At 48.5% G+C, this 18,589-nt stretch carries 20 protein-coding genes; 13 read left to right on the top strand and 7 right to left on the bottom strand.

What is annotated here, in order from left to right; genetic code table 11:
- Together bluB and ACN0VA_RS04055 are read right to left on the bottom strand one after the other, a co-directional pair.
- Positions 1 to 639, bottom strand: coding sequence for a 5,6-dimethylbenzimidazole synthase (gene bluB, locus ACN0VA_RS04050; protein WP_417819900.1), 639 nt, complete (start codon positions 637 to 639; stop codon positions 1 to 3).
- Positions 640 to 656: 17 nt separating this feature from the next.
- Positions 657 to 3,128 (bottom strand): EAL domain-containing protein, encoded by a 2,472-nt coding sequence (locus ACN0VA_RS04055; RefSeq protein ID WP_417819901.1) that lies wholly within the window; start codon positions 3,126 to 3,128, stop codon positions 657 to 659.
- A gap of 194 nt (positions 3,129 to 3,322) precedes the next feature.
- On the opposite strand from ACN0VA_RS04055, the gene ACN0VA_RS04060 reads away from it, so the two are divergent.
- Positions 3,323 to 3,484, top strand: coding sequence for a hypothetical protein (locus ACN0VA_RS04060; RefSeq protein ID WP_417819902.1), 162 nt, complete (start codon positions 3,323 to 3,325; stop codon positions 3,482 to 3,484).
- On the opposite strand, the gene ACN0VA_RS04065 is transcribed toward ACN0VA_RS04060, so the two are convergent.
- Positions 3,481 to 3,951 (bottom strand): MarR family winged helix-turn-helix transcriptional regulator, encoded by a 471-nt coding sequence (locus ACN0VA_RS04065; protein WP_417819903.1) that lies wholly within the window; start codon positions 3,949 to 3,951, stop codon positions 3,481 to 3,483. The two genes, ACN0VA_RS04060 and ACN0VA_RS04065, sit on opposite strands and share 4 nt — an antisense overlap.
- Before the next feature lie 153 nt (positions 3,952 to 4,104).
- On the opposite strand from ACN0VA_RS04065, the gene ACN0VA_RS04070 reads away from it, so the two are divergent.
- From ACN0VA_RS04070 to ACN0VA_RS04085, 4 genes are all read left to right on the top strand, one after another.
- Complete coding sequence (locus ACN0VA_RS04070; protein ID WP_417819904.1) at positions 4,105 to 5,115, top strand: fumarylacetoacetate hydrolase family protein; 1,011 nt, start codon at positions 4,105 to 4,107, stop codon at positions 5,113 to 5,115.
- On the top strand, positions 5,115 to 5,750 hold the full coding sequence (gene maiA / locus ACN0VA_RS04075; RefSeq protein ID WP_417819905.1) for a maleylacetoacetate isomerase: 636 nt from the start codon (positions 5,115 to 5,117) through the stop codon (positions 5,748 to 5,750). The genes ACN0VA_RS04070 and maiA overlap by 1 nt, the downstream gene beginning before the upstream one ends.
- Positions 5,751 to 5,814: 64 nt before the next feature.
- Positions 5,815 to 6,585 (top strand): class II glutamine amidotransferase, encoded by a 771-nt coding sequence (locus ACN0VA_RS04080; protein ID WP_417819906.1) that lies wholly within the window; start codon positions 5,815 to 5,817, stop codon positions 6,583 to 6,585.
- Positions 6,586 to 6,597: 12 nt separating this feature from the next.
- On the top strand, positions 6,598 to 6,963 hold the full coding sequence (locus ACN0VA_RS04085) for a VOC family protein (RefSeq protein WP_417819907.1): 366 nt from the start codon (positions 6,598 to 6,600) through the stop codon (positions 6,961 to 6,963).
- Here ACN0VA_RS04085 and ACN0VA_RS04090 read toward each other — a convergent pair.
- The 3 genes from ACN0VA_RS04090 to ACN0VA_RS04100 all read right to left on the bottom strand — a co-directional run bounded on the left by ACN0VA_RS04090 (position 6,960) and on the right by ACN0VA_RS04100 (position 9,824).
- On the bottom strand, positions 6,960 to 7,574 hold the full coding sequence (locus ACN0VA_RS04090) for a phenylacetic acid degradation protein PaaY (protein ID WP_417819908.1): 615 nt from the start codon (positions 7,572 to 7,574) through the stop codon (positions 6,960 to 6,962). The two genes, ACN0VA_RS04085 and ACN0VA_RS04090, sit on opposite strands and share 4 nt — an antisense overlap.
- An 85-nt stretch (positions 7,575 to 7,659) precedes the next feature.
- Positions 7,660 to 9,318 (bottom strand): phenylacetic acid degradation protein PaaN, encoded by a 1,659-nt coding sequence (paaN, locus tag ACN0VA_RS04095; RefSeq protein WP_417819909.1) that lies wholly within the window; start codon positions 9,316 to 9,318, stop codon positions 7,660 to 7,662.
- 56 nt (positions 9,319 to 9,374) lie between these two features.
- Positions 9,375 to 9,824, bottom strand: coding sequence for a flavodoxin domain-containing protein (locus tag ACN0VA_RS04100; protein WP_417819910.1), 450 nt, complete (start codon positions 9,822 to 9,824; stop codon positions 9,375 to 9,377).
- 243 nt (positions 9,825 to 10,067) lie between these two features.
- On the opposite strand from ACN0VA_RS04100, the gene ACN0VA_RS04105 reads away from it, so the two are divergent.
- The 8 genes from ACN0VA_RS04105 (at position 10,068) to ACN0VA_RS04140 (ending at position 17,878) form a co-directional block, all read left to right on the top strand.
- Complete coding sequence (locus ACN0VA_RS04105; RefSeq protein WP_417819911.1) at positions 10,068 to 10,835, top strand: Phenylacetic acid catabolic protein; 768 nt, start codon at positions 10,068 to 10,070, stop codon at positions 10,833 to 10,835.
- A gap of 65 nt (positions 10,836 to 10,900) precedes the next feature.
- Complete coding sequence (locus ACN0VA_RS04110) at positions 10,901 to 11,704, top strand: enoyl-CoA hydratase-related protein (protein ID WP_417819912.1); 804 nt, start codon at positions 10,901 to 10,903, stop codon at positions 11,702 to 11,704.
- Positions 11,705 to 11,709: 5 nt separating this feature from the next.
- Complete coding sequence (gene paaG, locus ACN0VA_RS04115) at positions 11,710 to 12,501, top strand: 2-(1,2-epoxy-1,2-dihydrophenyl)acetyl-CoA isomerase PaaG (protein ID WP_417819913.1); 792 nt, start codon at positions 11,710 to 11,712, stop codon at positions 12,499 to 12,501.
- Between the two features lie 2 nt (positions 12,502 to 12,503).
- Positions 12,504 to 14,042 (top strand): 3-hydroxyacyl-CoA dehydrogenase PaaH, encoded by a 1,539-nt coding sequence (gene paaH / locus ACN0VA_RS04120; RefSeq protein ID WP_417819914.1) that lies wholly within the window; start codon positions 12,504 to 12,506, stop codon positions 14,040 to 14,042.
- Positions 14,035 to 14,484, top strand: coding sequence for a hydroxyphenylacetyl-CoA thioesterase PaaI (paaI, locus tag ACN0VA_RS04125; protein WP_417819915.1), 450 nt, complete (start codon positions 14,035 to 14,037; stop codon positions 14,482 to 14,484). The genes paaH and paaI overlap by 8 nt, the downstream gene beginning before the upstream one ends.
- On the top strand, positions 14,481 to 15,686 hold the full coding sequence (pcaF, locus tag ACN0VA_RS04130) for a 3-oxoadipyl-CoA thiolase (RefSeq protein ID WP_417819916.1): 1,206 nt from the start codon (positions 14,481 to 14,483) through the stop codon (positions 15,684 to 15,686). Before paaI ends, pcaF begins: the two co-directional genes overlap by 4 nt.
- A 67-nt stretch (positions 15,687 to 15,753) precedes the next feature.
- On the top strand, positions 15,754 to 17,058 hold the full coding sequence (gene paaK / locus ACN0VA_RS04135) for a phenylacetate--CoA ligase PaaK (protein WP_417819917.1): 1,305 nt from the start codon (positions 15,754 to 15,756) through the stop codon (positions 17,056 to 17,058).
- Between the two features lie 130 nt (positions 17,059 to 17,188).
- On the top strand, positions 17,189 to 17,878 hold the full coding sequence (locus tag ACN0VA_RS04140) for a substrate-binding periplasmic protein (protein ID WP_417819918.1): 690 nt from the start codon (positions 17,189 to 17,191) through the stop codon (positions 17,876 to 17,878).
- Positions 17,879 to 17,963: 85 nt separating this feature from the next.
- Here the strand turns inward: ACN0VA_RS04140 and ACN0VA_RS04145 are convergent, their stop codons facing one another.
- Positions 17,964 to 18,557, bottom strand: coding sequence for a hemerythrin domain-containing protein (locus ACN0VA_RS04145; RefSeq protein WP_417819919.1), 594 nt, complete (start codon positions 18,555 to 18,557; stop codon positions 17,964 to 17,966).
- Positions 18,558 to 18,589: the final 32 nt, after the last annotated feature.

Below are 18,589 nucleotides of genomic sequence, written 5' to 3' on the forward strand. Positions count from 1 at the left end.
CTAGCGACGAATAACCGTCTGGCTTAGGGGCAAACGATCCTGCCATCCAAAACGGACCAGTTCCGGGACCTCGTGCTCTTCCTCAGGATAACCGATACAAAGATAGGCAACCAAATCCCAGCTTGCCTCGTTAATGTCTAGAATCTCTTTAACCGTTTCCGGTTCCACAATCGAAACCCAACCTAGTCCGACACCTTTCGCGCGCGCAGAAAGCCATAATGTCTGGATACTGGATACAACCGAATATTTTAAGGTTTCCGGCATGGTTTTCTGCCCCAGACCTTTACCAATATCGGTTTGGGTATCACAAAAAACCGCAATATGGGCCGGTGCCCGATCAAGACCGGATAATTTTAAAGTGGCGTAGGTTTCCGCCTCTTTCCCCTCATAGTCTTGAAGGGCCTCGCGATTACAGGCTTCAAAATTGTTGCGGACCTTATCGCGACGTGTGCGATCTTCGACAACAACGAAACGCCACGGCTGGCTATTTCCGACCGAAGGTGCCAAGGTTGCCGTTTCCAGCAATTCATCCAGCATCCCATGCGGCAAAGGGTCCGTTTTAAATCGTCGAACATCCCTGCGCCAACGAAACAATTCATCTAGTTTTTCGCAAAATTCTTTATCAAAAACAGGGGGCATTCTTCGAACCTTCTTACCTAGTTCTTTGCAAAATTCAGATGACAGAATGAGACTATTTCCGCGGCATTCACTGGGCGGCTATAATAAAACCCCTGGATCAGGTCGCATTCCTGTTGTGTGACAAATTTACGTTGATTTTCTGTTTCAACGCCTTCTGCCACAACCTTGATCCCCAGTTTATGTGCCATAACGATAATGGCCTCAACCAAGGCGGCATCACCACTATCAACTTCAACATCCATAATAAATGAACGATCAATTTTCAAAACGTCAAAAGAAAAACGTTTTAAATAATTCAGGGATGAATAACCGGTCCCAAAGTCATCCAGATATATTTTTATGCCTAATGCCTGAATATCGTCCAATAAAACGGCTGTCCCTTCGGGGTCCTGCATTACCAGTGTTTCTGTAATTTCAAACGCGAGTGCCCCGGCTGAAATTTCATAACGCAGCAACATCTTTTCTATATCATGGACCAAATTGCGGTTGCGCAATTGATGCGGCGACAGGTTAACCGCCACCCGGATATCCTTCATCACCGGGTCCTTTTTCCAAGCCTGAATTTGCTGACAAACTTGTTTAAGGACGAGATGCCCAATGCCGTCGATCAGGCCGGTTTCTTCGGCAATCCCAATAAAATCGTTTGGGGCAATCAGCCCTTTAACCGGATGCTGCCAACGCACCAAGGCTTCACACGAAACAATCCTGCCTTGCTTGACATCCATAACCGGTTGGTAATAAACGACAAATTCTTCATTCTTAATGGCTTTACGGATTTCGCGTTCCAGAACCATTTGTTCATGGGCCTCGGCATTCATTTCTTGTGTGAAAAAGCGAAAATCATTACGTCCGCCTTCCTTGGCCCGATACATGGCTGTATCCGCATTTCGCAACAAGACTTCCAAATCCTGACCATCATCGGGAAAGACCGTCACACCGACACTGCCAGAAACAAAAATTTCATGTCCGGCCAAAGAAAACGGCTGGGCCAATTGATATAAAATTTTGTTGGCAATTTTTTCAATATCATTCACATGATGCAAATCAGGAATAATGACCGTAAATTCATCCCCGCCCAAGCGCGATACCGTATCGGTTTCGCGTACACACGTGCTGATACGCACGGCGGCTTCCTGAAGCAATAAATCGCCCACATTATGTCCCAATGTGTCATTCACGCTTTTAAAACGGTCCAGATCCAGAAACATCAGGGCGACTTGTGTTTTATGCCGTTTGGCCCGCATCATGGAACGACTGAGACGGTCAAGGAACAAATTGCGGTTCGGCAAATTGGTCAACGCATCGTAATTGGCCTGATGGCGGATCAGTTCTTCGGCTTTGATCCGTTTGGTAATATCACTGAACACCGCGACATATTGGGTTGTTTCGTTGTTTTCATTATGCACCGCTGAAATGGATAACCATTCCGCATACAGGTCGCCATTTTTACGTCGATTCCAAATTTCCCCGTGCCAATGCCCATTTTGCGATAACTGCAACCACATTTTGTGATAAAACGCTTTATCCTGTCGCCCCGAGCTTAAAAAACCCGGATCTCGTCCAACAACTTCGTCTTCCGTATATCCCGTCACATGCGTAAAGGATGGATTAACCGCCTGAATACGGTTGTGCGCATCTGTGACAACAATGGCTTCGGACGTGGTTTCAAAGACGGTTTGTGCCAGCCGCAATTCATTTTCATAAAGCTTGCGATCCGTTATATCGACAACGGCCCCCACCAGCCCCATCGCCCCACCGGGTTCTTGAAAACGGGCTTTATGCAATAAAAGATGATGGAGGCCATCTGATCGATTGAAGGATAATTCCTCCAGACTATGCCCCCCTTGCGCATAGAGAGTATCGTCCAGTCTGCTGACGGTTTGCGCCAAAACACTTTCATAAAGTTCGGTTGCTTTTTTACCTATAATGTCAGCTTTGGGTGTTTCAATAAAATCAGCCATTGCAACGTTACAACCGATGTAACGACCTTCCCAATCCTTATAATAAATCGGGGTCGGAACCGCATCGATCACCGTTTGTAGGAACTCCGCCTGATGCTCCAACGCTTCGTGTGCTGCGCGCATTTGTTGCTCCAACAGGCATACCCGTAAAGCACGTTCCACACCTTGTTCCAGTTTTAACAGAAATTCATTTCCACCTGTTTTTAAAATAAAATCCTGTGCCCCTGCCTGCATGGCCTCGACAATGACTTCGTGTTCTTCCGCGCCCGTCAACATGACCACAGCCACGTGACTTCCTTGCGCGCGCAAATGCTTCAACATTTCAAGACCGCTCAGGCCCGGATCCATCAAATGATCCAGCACAACAAGGTCAACTTCCTGATTTTCCAGATAGATCAAGGCGTCGTCTGCATTGTTACAGGTCGCGGTGTCATAGCCTTTTCGAGATAGAAAACCACTAACCAGCTTGCGTATGATCAAGTCGTCATCAACCACCAAAATTTTGGTATTCTGTGTTTCAACGGGCATCTGAGTTCGCAGTTTTTTTAATTTATCCTCACATAAGGTTTAGCTTATTTTGATGTATTTTTCTAAGCCTTTATGCACCTATCAAGATAAAAAAACCTATTCATGAGGACACTGTGTAAATTAGCACTTGAAAACCATGACAAGCTTGGCGCACAATCCGCAAAATTTTTACAGTGATCAAATGGAGATAAACCATGCCCTTTCAATTGATTTTACCGTGGCTTGTTATGCTTCCCATGCTTTACGGCAGCACACTTGTTGGCGTACCGCTGTTTTTGGCATTTTTAATCGCTGCTATCGGCCTGTCTGCCATGCATTTTTGCGATATGACCTGCTCCAAGTCCGAAAACGGCTAAATCAGACTTTCCGCCCGCTTGGACAGTTTTCGCAAGATTCTGTCCAGCGCGGCGTATTCTTCCGTCGATAAAGATGCGCTGACATCATCTTCGAAATCCAAAGCCATTTTTCCGATGGCATTAAAGACCCGCCGTCCTTCCGGCGTTAAGGTCAGCAGATTACGGCGCCGATCAACCGTATCGCCTTCGCGCTGGATCCAGCCTTTCTTTTCCAAACGTGCAACTGCCCGTGAAATTTGGACCTTGTCCAGATGGGAATGCGCGCCAATCTCATGGCCACTTTGTGGTTCCAAATGGCCAAGATTCGCCATGACCCGCCATTCCCCGATCGTCATATCAAAATCTTTTGAATACCGTTTGGAAAACCCCGTACTCATCAAATGCGCAATGACAGCCATACGATAAGGCAAATACTGATCCAGAATTAGGTCGCGCTTATCGTCGTCGTCTTCATCTCTGAGTAACATGGGACCCCCTTTTTTCTTTGACCCGCACATTTATAGCCATGAGCCTGCTTTTTTTGCAAGGTTTTGCCATTTTTCCCTTGAAATGGTTTCAAATGAAATTATTATTGATGGAAACTAATTCTTATTGACCCGATTATCAGGAATATCACACCCATGAAACTCGCAACGCTCAAAGACGCAAGCCGAGACGGTCAACTGGTCGTTGTCTCTCGTGACCTTACACTTTGCACGCCGGTTCCCCACATTGCCCGGACCTTGCAAGCCGCTATTGATAACTGGACAGACACTGCCCCAAAACTGCAAGCGATTTTCGAGCAATTAAATGCTGGCGAAATCAAAGAGACAAAAGCCTTTGATCAAACAGAATGCATGGCCCCTTTACCACGTGCGTATCAATGGGCAGACGGGTCGGCCTACGTCAACCATGTGGAACTGGTCCGCAAAGCCCGTGGGGCGGAATTGCCGGACAGCTTCTGGACAGACCCTTTGATGTATCAGGGGGGATCAGATGATTTTATCGGACCACGCGATGATATTCCAGTGGCATCCGATGAATGGGGCGTGGATTTCGAGGCGGAAATCGCGGTTATTACCGATGACGTTCCCATGTCTTCCACGCCAGAACAGGCGGCCTCCCATATCAAGCTGTTAATGTTGGTAAACGATTGTTCCCTGCGCGGACTTATCCCCGGTGAATTGGCAAAAGGGTTTGGTTTCTTCCAATCCAAACCAGCCTCTGCCTTTTCTCCGGTTTGCGTCACCCCGGACGAATTGGGCGAGGCATGGGACGGGGAAAAATTATCCCTTCCCCTGCTGTCCACTTTAAATGGACAAGCTTTTGGCAAGCCGGATGCGGGCGTTGACATGACCTTTACCTTCCCCAAACTGGTTTCCCATATTTGCAAAACCCGCAATGTCGGGGCAGGTGCCATCATTGGCTCCGGTACCATTTCCAACAAAATGAATGGCGGGCCCGGCAGACCTATTTCACAAGGCGGTGTCGGTTATTCCTGTATCGCAGAAATCCGCATGATTGAAACCATCGAAGATGGTGCCCCCAAAACACCCTTTATGAAATTTGGCGATACCATCCGTATCGAAATGCTGGATAAAAACGGACAATCCATCTTTGGCACTATTGAACAAACCGTGGTGAAAAACTAATGAAGCTTTATGATTACTGGCGTTCGTCTGCCTCCTATCGTGCACGAATTGGATTAAGCCTGAAAGAACTACCTTTTGAACACATCTGCGTCCATTTGGTGAAAGACGGCGGGCAACAGCACCAACCCGAATATCGGGCAAAAAATCCGCAAGGGTTCGTGCCTTGCCTAGAACTGGATGACGGTCATATTATCACCCAATCTATGGCCATATTGGAATATCTGGATGAAACTTATCCAGACACGCCGTTCTTACCTAAAACCCCGCGTGAACGCGCACATGTGCGTTCTCTTGCAAATATGATCAGCGCAGATATCCATCCCCTTAACAACACCCGTGTTATAAAGTATCTCACGGTGGAACTGGAGCTAGACGATCAGGCCAAAACAGCGTGGTATCAGCATTGGATTACTGAAGGCTTTAATGCCTTGGAACAAAGACTGGGAGACGATCCATTTTGTTATGGCACAAGTCCCACACTGGCTGATATCTGCCTTGTTCCGCAAGTTTACAATGCAGAGCGATTTAAGGTCGATCTTAGCCCGTACCCCAAAATTGCACGCGTTAATGAAAACTGTTTAAAACTGGACGCATTTAAACTGACCAGTCCCGCAAATCACCCGGATGCGGAATAAAAGACGCAAACACTCTCCCATTTTATGATAGCGTTCCCTCCATTAACATTAAATGGAGGGAACCATGTGTCGTTGGCTTGCATATTGCGGTGATCCGATTTTTCTGGATAGCCTCCTGTTTGATACGGAGAACTCTCTGATCGAACAAAGTTTGCATGCGCGCAAATCCGTCAGTGCGATTAACGGCGATGGATTTGGTGTTGGATGGTACGGAGATCGTCAAACCCCGGGCCTGTTTCGCGACATTCTCCCTGCATGGAACGACAGCAATCTGAAATCTATGGCCCATCAGATAAAATCGGGTCTCTTTTTCGCCCATGTCCGCGCTTCGACCGGGACACCTGTCTCGCGTGAAAACTGTCATCCGTTTGTCTATAAAAACTGGCTGTTTATGCATAACGGGCAAATTGGCAATTACCGTGATGTTCGTCATGGTTTAGAAATGACACTCGATGCCAATCTTTTTGCCCATCGTTTGGGCGCCACCGACAGTGAATTGCTTTTTCTGCTTTTAATTCAAAACGGTTTGGAACAAGACCCGATTGAAGCCTTGCGCAAAACCTTGCATCAAACCGTAAACATGATGGAACAGGTCAAGGCCGAACACCCTTTGCGCTTTACCGCCTGCCTCAGCAACGGGCAGGACATTTACGCCCTTCGTTTTTCCAGTGACCCGCAGGCACCCAGCCTGTTTACCTGCACTCAAAACGGTGCAACGCTTATTGCTTCCGAACCCCTCAGCAACGATGGTGTCAACTGGTGCTCGCTTGATCAAGGCACTTTGCTGCATGCGACAAGAGACGGTGTCAAAAGCCATTCTTTTGACCTTTATTAAGGATGCTTAAACATGCCAAATCTAGAAACAATTGAAATTAAGGCCTTTGTCCCTGCCCGAGACTTTGAACTTTCCAAGAAATTCTATATTGATCTTGGCTTCACTTTAACCAGTGATGTTGCAGGTATTGCCTATTTTCAACACGGCAATTGTTCTTTTTTGCTACAAGACTTTTATCAACAAGCCCATGCTGAAAATTTTGTCATGCATTTATTGGTTAAAGATGTAGAGGCATGGCATAACCAATTACAAAAAAACAATATTGCAGAAAAATACGGTACATCCTTTGGTCCGTTGGAAACCCAACCGTGGGGCATGCGAGATTTTACGTTTCTTGATCCATCCGGTGTCCTTTGGCGTATTGGCCAAAATATTTAACTGCCTTTTGTCTCAAACAACGGTTTCACGCCGCCGCTGGGCATGCGGGCACGGTTTTCTTCAACTTCACGCAAGGCGGTTGCCGGTTTCATAGTTTTAAGTGAACGTATGGCAAGTTCCTGATATTCTTTCGTTCCGGCATGTTTCCACGCAAATTCTTCATCAGATACCTGACGCATCACTTTGGCAGGAACCCCGCCGATTAAGGATCGTTTGTCAAATTTCAGCCCGGCACGTACAAAAGCCGAAGCCGCCACAATACATTGTGGCCCAATTTCGGCACCATCCATAATCACCGCATTCATGCCGACCAGCGCGTCTTCGCCCACGACACAGCCATGTAAGACGGCCCCATGACCAATATGTCCGTTTTTCTTCACCACCGTATCGCTACCGGGGAAACCATGCATCACGCAGGTGTCCTGAATGTTTGAGCCTTCTTCCAAAATCAGTCGACCAAAATCACCGCGCAGGCAACAAGCAGGTCCAACATAAACACCGGGGCCCACAATCACATCCCCGATCAAAACCGCTTCAGGATGAACAAAGGCGGTCTCATCAATCACCGGCACGATACCATCAATTTCATAGACTTTTGGGGACATGGACATCTAAGGACACTCCTTAAGCGTAAAAGAAAAAAACGGACTTCAACTTTTATGCCGAAGCCCGCTTCTTTCGGGAAGTAAAGAATTGTTAACGACGGCTTTGCATCACACGGAAACGCCCCGATACGAAATTCCCATCCGTCAGGGCCGCATTCGCCGCCGGATTTGCCCCCGTTGCATGGAAATCAGAAAACGCGGCTGACTGGTTGACAAATACACCACCCGTCAAGTTGATGGACAGATTGACGCCTGCCTCCAGCGCCGCCTCTTCCACCTGTGCAATCACGTCTTCGTTCTTGGAATACATGCCCAATGTAATCGCACCATGTTCCGAGATGGTTTTGCGCATTTTCTCAATACTGTCGGCAGTATCATCCGTCGCAATCACAAAGACAATGGGACCAAACAGTTCTTCACTATATTTATCAATTTCGTCCCCGTTCAACTTCACAATCACCGGCGTATGGCATTGAATACCTTTAAACATCGGATGATCGATTTGCGTTGTATCCAAGACCACTTCGCCTAATCCCTTGGCCTGTTCCATACGATCCAAGATAGCTTTATTCTGAATCGTGCCCAAAACCTCAACCGCGCGCTCCGGCACGGACAGGAATTTTTCAACACCTGTGGCAATGGCTTTGGCAACGTCATCAAAGCTCATTTTCTCACCATTTACATCAATGCCGTCTTTGGGGATAAAGATATTTTGCGGGGTCGTACACATTTGCCCGGAATACAGGCTGAACGTGAATGACAAATTGCGCGCAATCCCTTTGATATCATCAAAATCATCAATGATAATCGCATTAACCCCAGCTTTTTCAGTATAAACCTGAGCTTGTTTACAATTATCTTCCAGCCAGTTGCCAAATTCACTGGACCCGGTGAAATCAATGATTTTGGTATCGGGATGTGTGGCAAATTCCTTCGTGATCGGTGCTTCCAGCGTATCCACCGCCAAACAAACCAAATTGGGGTCAATCCCGACTTCGCTGAGCACATCACGAATAACACGCACTGTAATTGCCAAGGGCAAAACAGCACGCGGGTGCGGTTTGACAATGACCGCATTTCCAGTCACCAAAGAAGCAAACAAACCGGGATAGCCATTCCATGTCGGGAACGTCGCACAACCGACCATCAAGGCAACACCACGCCCGACAGCGGTAAATTTCTTTTTCATTTCCAACGGATCATTCTTGCCCTGTGGCTTGATCCAATCGGCTGTTTCCGGGTGACGCATCATTTCATCATAGCCATAGGCAACAGCCTCCAGCCCCCGGTCTTGTGCGTGTGCTCCACCGGCCTGAAAAGCCATCATAAAGGCTTGACCTGTGGTGTGCATAACGGAAAACGCAATCTCGAAACTTTTGGCATTCAGGCGTTCCAGCACTTCCATGCACACACCGGCGCGCCCTTTTGGCCCCAATTTACGCCATGCAGGTATCGCCGCTTTGGCTGCTGTCATCATCGCATTTACATCGGGGGCCGGATAATCAATATCAAAGGTTACACCGAACGGGCCGTCTTCTGACCCTTTGGTCGTGCCGTTGTGCGGTTGGTCGATTTCAAAGGCTTTCCCCAAATGAGATTGAAAAGCCTTGATCCCATCTTCCTGTGCGGTTTCACCGTAGACACGCGGGCTGGGCATTTCCTTATAAGCGGACCAATATCCACGCGAACGTGCTGCGGCACAGGCTTGATCCAGTTTTTCCTGATGACGTTCAAAAAGCTCGAGGCTCATTTTCCTAATTCCCTATTCTTGGATGTGTTTCTTTTTTAAAGATCGTCTGTTTTTCATTACAGAAGATCAAGCCATTCCTTGACCCATTCAATTGCTTCTTCATCGGGCAACGGTTGCGTGCAGGCGTCCACTTCCAGACGATCCCCCACCCGTTTCGCTCCACAAGCGGCGAAAACAGTGTCCATATCCTTGCCCGCTTTGCAGAACGTATCAGAATAGGTCTGATCGCCCAGTGCAATAATGCCATATTTCACGTTCGATAAATCGGGCGTGTCTTCTTTCATAGCTTCAAACAAGGGGATGATATTATCAGGTAATTCCCCCAGTCCATGCGTTGAACAACTGATGATGATGGTGTCATGACCATCCAGCACATCGCACCCGTCGTCAAAATCCTCGATGATCTCTACATCATGGTCCAGACGCGACAATTCATCATTCAGCGCCTCCGCCACCATTTGGGCATTTCCCGATTCTGTTCCTACGAATATCGCGATGCTTGTCATTTCTTACACTCGTTCTTCTTTGTTTAACCCTGCATAATCCCTAGATAAAAGATGGCTTTTTTGCCTTGCGTACACATCTATATAAGGATCGGCCCTTTTTCTTTTAACATTAATGTTTGAATGTTTCTAATTTTTTTGATACTAAATTTATATAAAGTTGTCTAGTTTTGTATCACATTATTTTTTAGGCAACAAAACAAGGCACAAATTGAAAATACCTTTTGCCAAGGGGAGAGGAAGAATATGTCCAAGACAGATGATGCATTACTTGCCCGCATTGCCAACAACGAAAAACTTATGTCAACCGATGAGCTAACGCCGGGCTACCGCGGGGAACTGCGCCGCTTGCTCGTGGCTTTTGTCGATTCTGAACTGGCTGGTGCCGCAGGATTTGTCGATACCATCAACAAAGCACCGGGAATGCGCGAACGCTGCACCGCTGCCCGCATCGTGTCCGAAAAATTTGACCATGCCCAACAGGCCCTCACACTTTTGGAAGATTTTGGTGTAAATACAGACCTTTACGTCCAGTCCCACCCGTGGGATGCGCGCCTGTCACGCACCATTGATCTGGGCAACCGCCGCATTGGTGGGGATAAACGCCTGAACGTCTTTCACTACCCCTTTGAAGGTTGGCTCGACTCCGTTGTGATGAACATGCTGATGGGTCTTGCCTCTTCCATCCAGCTTGAAGAACTGACCCATTGTTCCTACGCCCCGCTGGTTGCTGTCATGGGCGAGATTGCCGCACGTGAAGCCGAACATGCCGAGCTAGGGCGCAAAGGCCTGCAAAAAGCCATTGAAAACGGCTACAGCCTTGAAGCGGCGCAAGCCAGTGTCGATTACTGGTACCCACGTGTCGCCGCCACATTCGGCAAAAGCGATTCGCAACGTTTTGAACAGGACAAAGCCTATGGCCTGCGTAAAACAGCCAACGCCGATCTGCTGGCAAAGTGGGAAAGCCGCATGGCAGAACAACTCGCCAGAATCGGACTGGAAGCCCGCTGTTAGGAAAGTTATCAATTTCAAAAGATATTACCTATTTTTTGTATCATATTATTTTTTAGGATCTGAAATTGGCTAATCCTCACGCCCCGTATCTGGATGGATGCACGGATATTTTATCTGAACTGGATGATAAATATGTCCTGAGCCTTCGCCTGAACCGACCGAAGGCACACAATGCCTTGCGTACGCAATTACTGCACGAACTTGCACAAACCCTTGGCAAAGCAAGCCGTGACGAACGTGTGCGCTGTGTTGTTTTAACCGGTGGTGAAAAAGTCTTTGCCGCCGGTGCCGACATTACGGAAATGGCAGATAAAACCCCTGTCGATGTTTTGAACGATCCCCGCGCAGATCATTGGGCTGCCATTCGTGCCTTTAACAAACCCCTGATCGGGGCCGTCAATGGTTTCTGTCTGGGGGGTGGGAATGAATTGGCAATGCATTGCGATATCCTGATTGCCGGAAAAAACGCCCAATTTGGGCAACCGGAAATTAATCTCGGCATCATTCCCGGTGCTGGCGGAACGCAACGCCTCACCCAAATGATTGGAAAATCAAAAGCCATGCGTATGGTCCTTGCCGCGCAATTCATGTCGGCTGAGGACGCTGAAAAAGCCGGGCTGGTCGCAGAAGTGTGTGAACCCGAACTGACATATGACAAGGCCTATGCCCTTGCCTGTGTGATAGCTTCCAAACCGCCCGTCGCGGCACGTTTAGCAAAAGAATCCGTACTCAAAGCCTCCGACGCCCTCCTCAATGAAGGACTGAGCTTTGAGCGCAAAGCCTTTGGCACCTTGTTTGCCACCGAAGACAAAGCCGAAGGCGTTTCCGCCTTCATGGAAAAACGAAAACCTGTATTTGAGGGACGCTAAGAACAATGACCTTAGAAACCATCCTGTTTGAAAAGAAAGACGGCTACGCCAAAATCACGTTGAACCGCCCCGATGTGCTCAACAGCTTTAACGAAACCATGCATGTTGAATTGCGTGATGCCCTAAAAGACTGCCAAAAAGACGACACCGTACGCGCCATTTTGCTGACCGCCGCCGGGCGTGGTTTTTGTGCCGGACAGGATTTGGGCGATCGTGCCGTACAAGGAGATGAAGGACCGCGCGATTTATCTCAAACCATTGAAAAATTCTACAACCCGTTGGTCCGCCTGATCCAGTCCATCGAAAAACCTGTTGTCTGCGCCGTCAATGGTGTCGCCGCCGGTGCAGGTGCCAATATCGCCCTTGCCTGTGACATCGTCTATGCCGCAGAACGTGCCAGTTTTATTCAGGCCTTCTGTAAAATCGGCCTGATCCCCGATAGTGGCGGCACCTGGAGCCTACCCAATCTGGTTGGCATGGCACGCGCCAAAGCCTTGGCCTTGCTGGGTGAAAAAATCAGCGCAACCCAAGCCGAAGAATGGGGCATGATCTGGAAATGTGTCGATGACGATGCCTTAAACGAAACTACCGAGGAACTTTGTCTCCACCTCGCCCAACAACCGACATTGGGGTTGGGATTGATCAAACGGGCCCTAAATGCCGCCCCGACCAATACGATGGATGAACAACTTGATCTGGAACGCGATCTGCAAAAACTCGCCGGGTTCAGTGATGATTATAAAGAAGGTGTCAGTGCCTTCTTGGAAAAACGCAAACCGAACTTCACAGGTAAATAACAATGGCTGCCCTTTCCACATCAGATACTGTTGCCGTCATCGGTGCCGGCACAATGGGGGCCGGAATTGCCCAGGTTGCCGCCAAGGCCGGGCATCCCGTCCTGCTGTTTGACGCACAAGACGGCGCAGCCCAATCGGGTAAAGACAAAACCGCCAAGGGACTGAACCGCCTTGTTGAAAAAGGCAAAATGTCCCAACCCGATGTCGATGATTTACTTTCGCGTATCCAGATCGTTGAGAACCTCAGCGATCTGGCCCCGGCCAAACTGGTTATCGAAGCCATTGTTGAAAATCTGGATATTAAACAAAACGTCTTTGCACAGTTGGAAGATATCTGTTCTGCCGACACCATTATGGCTTCTAATACGTCATCCATTTCATTAACAGCAATTGGTGCAAAACTGAAACGATCCAGTCGTTTAGTCGGCATGCACTTCTTCAACCCTGCACCGATCATGCAATTGGTTGAGGTTATTTCCGGCCTTACAACTGCAAAAGAAGTTGCTGATTGCGTTTACGAAACGAGTCTGTCTTGGGGTAAAAAACCGGTTCATGCCAAATCCACGCCGGGCTTTATCGTCAACCGTGTGGCGCGTCCTTTTTACGCAGAAGCTTTACGTGTCCTTGAAGAAGGTGGCGCAGACATTGCCACCATCGACACGGCCTTAAAAGACGTCGGCGGATTTCGCATGGGACCGTTTGAACTGATGGACTTGATTGGTCTGGATGTAAACTATGCTGTCACAACGACCACATGGAGCCAGTTTTATAACGATCCCCGCTTCCTGCCATCCCTTATTCAAAAGGAACTGGTTGATGGCGGTCTTTTGGGTCGCAAATCCGGCCGTGGGTTTTACGAATATGGCGATAACGTCCCCAAAGCCGGGCCCCATAACGCAGATAAAGGTTTAAAGCCGTCCAAGATCATTGTCGAAGGCGATCTTGGTCCCGCCGAAGTTCTGGTGGAACGCATGATCAAGGCCGGACTGGATGTCGAACGCATTGATGACGAAGACAGCATGGTGGACCGCATTATTGTCGGGCATACGCATTTAATGCTGACACCGGGTATGCTGGCAAGCGAGCTGGAAGCCTCCATGATCATGGAAGAAAACGAGGCCCTTGTACTGTTTGACCTTGCTATTGATTACGCAAAGGCCACACGCATCACCATTGCCCCGTCCGACACCGCAGACGAAGAACATGTGGCGGAGGCTTGCGGCCTGTTTCAATCTTTAGGGATTGACGTCAGCGTTCTGGACGATATCCCCGGTCTGATTGTGGCACGCACTGTCGCCATGATCATCAACGAAGCCGCAGATACTGTTCACAAACAAGTTTGCAGCGTCACAGACGTGGACCTTGCCATGCAAAAGGGTGTGAATTATCCGAAAGGCCCATTGGCTTGGGCAGACGAAATCGGGCCGGATTATATCAGTGCCGTCATTGAAAATATGGGACGAACCTACGGCGAAGACCGTTATCGAACCTCCATCCTCCTGCGGCGCAAAGTCAATACGGGGAAATATTTCCATGACTGAGACTGCACAAAAATGGGCGCTGGCCTCTGTTGATGTTATGTACCCGAATGATCACATGGCCCAATCCATGGGGATTAAGATCACCGAGATTGCACCGGGATATGCCAAGGCCACCATGACCGTGCGTAAGGATATGCTCAACGGTCATGCCATGACCCACGGCGGGGCAACCTTTGCCTTGGCCGATACAGCTTTTGCCTATGCCTGTAACACCTATAACAAAGTCACCGTGGCCTCTGGCTGCGACATTACCTACAGCGCCCCCAGCCATGAAGGCGATATTCTGACAGCCGTGGCCAAGGAAACCATTCTGATGGGACGTTCAGGCATCTATGACATCACAATTACCAAACAGGACGGCACCATTGTTGCTCTGTTTAGGGGACGATCAAGAACGATTTCGGGACAGTTGATCCCGGACACAGAGGAAACAAAAAAATGAGTGAAGCTTACATTATTGATGCCATCCGCACCCCGATTGGACGTTATGGCGGCAGCTTGTCCAAAGTCCGTGCCGATGATCTGGGGGCAATCCCCATGAAAGCGTTGATGTCGCGTAACCAAACCGTTGACTGGTCCACGATTGATGATGTGATTTATGGCTGTGCCAATCAGGCAGGCGAAGACAACCGCAACGTTGCGCGCATGTCCGCCTTGCTGGCTGGTTTGCCCACGACAGTTCCGGGTACAACAGTCAATCGTTTGTGTGGGTCCGGTATGGATGCTGTCGGATTGGCTGCACGCTCCATCAAGGCTGGTGATTGTGAACTTATGATTGCCGGTGGTGTGGAAAGCATGTCGCGTGCCCCCTTTGTTATGCCCAAGGCCGAAACCGCCTTTTCCCGCGCCAATGCGGTTTATGACACCACCATTGGCTGGCGCTTCGTCAATAAACTGATGGAAAAGCAGTACGGCACCGACTCCATGCCCGAAACAGCAGAAAATGTTGCCGAAGATTTCAACATCACCCGCGAAGATCAAGATGCCTTTGCCTTGCGATCCCAACAAAAAACCAAAGCCGCACAGGATGCAGGCCGGCTGGCAGAAGAAATTTGCCCTGTTACTATTCCTCAGCGCAAAGCTGATCCAAAAATCGTTGATACGGATGAACATCCGCGTGCCGACACGACACTGGAAACATTGGCAGGCCTGCGCGCCCCGTTTCGCGACGGTGGCAGTGTCACAGCGGGTAATGCCTCCGGGGTTAATGACGGGGCCTGTGCGTTGTTGCTGACGTCCGAAGAAAAAGCAAGTGAGTTGGGATTGAAGCCCCGTGCCCGTGTTGTCGCAATGGCAAGTGCCGGGGTGGACCCCCGTATTATGGGCATCGGTCCAGCACCCGCATCACAGAAAGTTTTGGAAAAAGCCGGTCTGTCCATCAATGACATGGACGTGATCGAACTAAACGAGGCTTTTGCCTCACAAGGCTTGGCCGTTCTGCGTGAACTGGGCGTGGCAGACGATGCCGAACACGTCAACCCCAATGGTGGAGCCATCGCCTTGGGTCACCCCTTGGGAATGAGTGGCGCGCGCTTGATCACCACCGCCCTTTATGAATTGGAACGTCGCAAGGGGCGTTATGCCCTCTGCACCATGTGTATCGGTGTCGGTCAAGGCATCGCCACCATCATCGAACGCATATAAACATATAAAAAACACAGATTAATTGTTATAAAATGACCAACAGGGAATGTTTGGGAGGAACTAAATTATGCAACATACGGATATCCCTTTACTCGGGGAACTGGACCCTATCGAAAAAGCAAGCGTGGATGAGCTGCGTTCGCTTCAATTCAAGCGCATGAAATGGTCATTGGACCATGCCTATAACAACGTTTCATATTATCGCGCAAAATGTGTGGACGCACATGTCCACCCCGATGACCTGAAGCATCTGGACGACCTTAAAAAATTTCCATTTACCACCAAAGAAGATTTACGCAAAGCTTATCCGTTCAGCAGTTTTGCGGTTCCGATGGAATCCATTGTGCGCGTTCATGCTTCCTCTGGCACGACCGGGAAACCGACCGTTGTAGGCTATACCAAACAAGACTTGAAAGTCTGGGCCGGTGTGGTTGCACGTTCTCTGCGCGCTGCAGGCGTTAATCATAGTGACCGGGTCCATGTTGCTTATGGTTACGGCTTGTTTACAGGGGGGTTAGGTGCACATTACGGGGCAGAAGAATTGGGTTGTACCGTCATTCCCATGTCCGGCGGGCAAACCGAAAAACAGGTTCAGTTGATCCGCGATTTCGACCCTGACGTTATCATGGTCACACCGTCCTATATGCTTGTTCTGGCCGATGAAATGGAACGCCAAGGGCTGGACCCTCGCGCCATTAAATTACGTTGCGGTATCTTTGGGGCAGAACCCTGGACCAACAAGATGCGCGATGAAATGGAAAGCCGCCTTGGTATTGACTGTCTGGACATTTACGGCCTGTCCGAAGTCATCGGCCCCGGTGTGGCACAGGAATGTCTGGAAACCAAAGACGGCCCGACCATTTGGGAGGATCATTTCTATCCCGAAGTCGTTGATGATAATTTCAACCCAGTCGAAGACGGCACAATGGGTGAACTGGTCTTTACGTCATTAACCAAAGAGGCCATGCCGGTTTTCCGTTACCGTACCAAGGATTTAACCCGTTTGCTGCCGGGGACTGCACGCACCATGCGGCGTTTTGACAAAATCACCGGACGTTCGGATGATATGATGATTATTCGCGGCGTCAATGTCTTCCCCAGTCAGATCGAAGAACAAGTGCTACGTGATCCGCGCCTCAGCCCGCACTATCATCTCGTGTTATCGCGTGACGGACATCTGGATAAACTGAAAGTTCAGGTCGAACGCAATGAAAGCGGCCAGGAAAATGACGATGACATTAAAAAGAACCTGTCCCATCACATTAAATCCTACATTGGCATTTCAACCAAAATTGAAGTGCTAGAACCCGGTGCTATTCCACGCTCACAAGGCAAAGCGCAACGAGTAACGGATATCCGACCCAAGGATTGATGTTATCTGACAAAAATTCAATTTTGTAAGAGGCTTCTTGGAAGCCTCTTTTTTTGTCTGGCCCTCATCCCATCATATATGTAGGATAAGTCACAATAGAATCACTCAACCCTAAGGTGGCTCACAAAGTATGTCTCGCCTCTTCATTTTCGCTTTATGTTTGCTCAACTTCATCACCTCGACAAGTTATGCCAACCCGTTGACCATATCGGTTGAACAAAACAATATCTTTCTGGAAGCGCTGTTGCCTGAGTTACTGAACGATGTAAAACTAGAGGCTAAAATTATTACTATTCCCTCTCGCCGTGCTTTGGTCGAACTGAATGAGGGACGTATTGATGCGAATGGCCTTCGTTTGCGCATATTGGAAGAACGTTATCCAAATATCATCAAAATGGACGAACCTGTTCTCCATATTGACTTCATCGCTATTACGAAGCGCGACGACATTATTGTAGAAAGTTGGGCCGACCTAGCCCCCTATAAAGTAGCGTACCCTGCAGGATGGAAAATTTTTGACGCCAATGTGCCTGCAAGCACCAAAACAACCACAGTAAACGATCATATGCAGTTGTTTAATTTGCTGGACATTGATCGGGTTGATATCATTTTACTGTCTGAAACAATTGCGCATAGCTTACTTAAAAACCGCACAGACCATCCGTTCCACTTCCTTTATCCCCCGCTCCACAGCACGCCGTCTTATCTTTTCTTTCATAAAAGCAGACAGGAAGAAGCACATAAACTGGCTGAGGCTCTCCGACGCCTGAAAGCCAACGGGGCTTATGACCAATTAAAACGGCAAACTTATACCCAATAAAAAAAGACCGGGTTCTATTTAAAGAACCCGGCCAGTAAAGTCAGGCCGCCTTGGAAGGCATTACACTCTCGACAGCCTAGGAGAACTATTTTCTTCCCCCGCCCAGCCCAATTGGTGAAGGCGCAAGAAACGTAATATCGGACAATAGTTTACGGAACTTGTTTTGCGGAACATCACCAAACACAGGATCCTTGTTTTCATTAAAGGCCGCGTCAATCGGTGCCCAATCTTCTTCTGTCAAAACGCGTTCAGCAAGCGGAATGACGACTGTGTCTTCCAGCTTCATATGTGCGCGGTGTGCTGCCAGATAGTCTTTCAAGGCATCAATAACCTTTTCGGTCTGACCGGGGTGTTTGTCTTTCATTGCCTGAATATGAACTTCCAAACGTTTGCGGTGTTCCACCCCTTTTTCATGCTGTTCCTGAAGCTCCAGAATAACATCATTGGCTTCGGACGTTTTTTTCAACAAGGCCGGAAAAAGATAATTATCTTCTTTGGGATGATGCATGGTATCGAGAAATTCCTCGATATAATGCATGATCTTTTCGATCAATTCATAATCAACATCGTCAGAACGCAAACGTCCCGATTCCAGATCCAGCACAAGTTGATTGAGAACATGCAAGACTGTATTCAAGCTTAGGTGTTCTCTTTTCATAATAGTAATGGCTTTGGTCATGTCAGACCCCCATTCAAAAATCGTTTCAGTTA

The organism is Terasakiella sp., assembly GCF_048267425.1.
Classification (GTDB): domain Bacteria; phylum Pseudomonadota; class Alphaproteobacteria; order Rhodospirillales; family Terasakiellaceae; genus Terasakiella.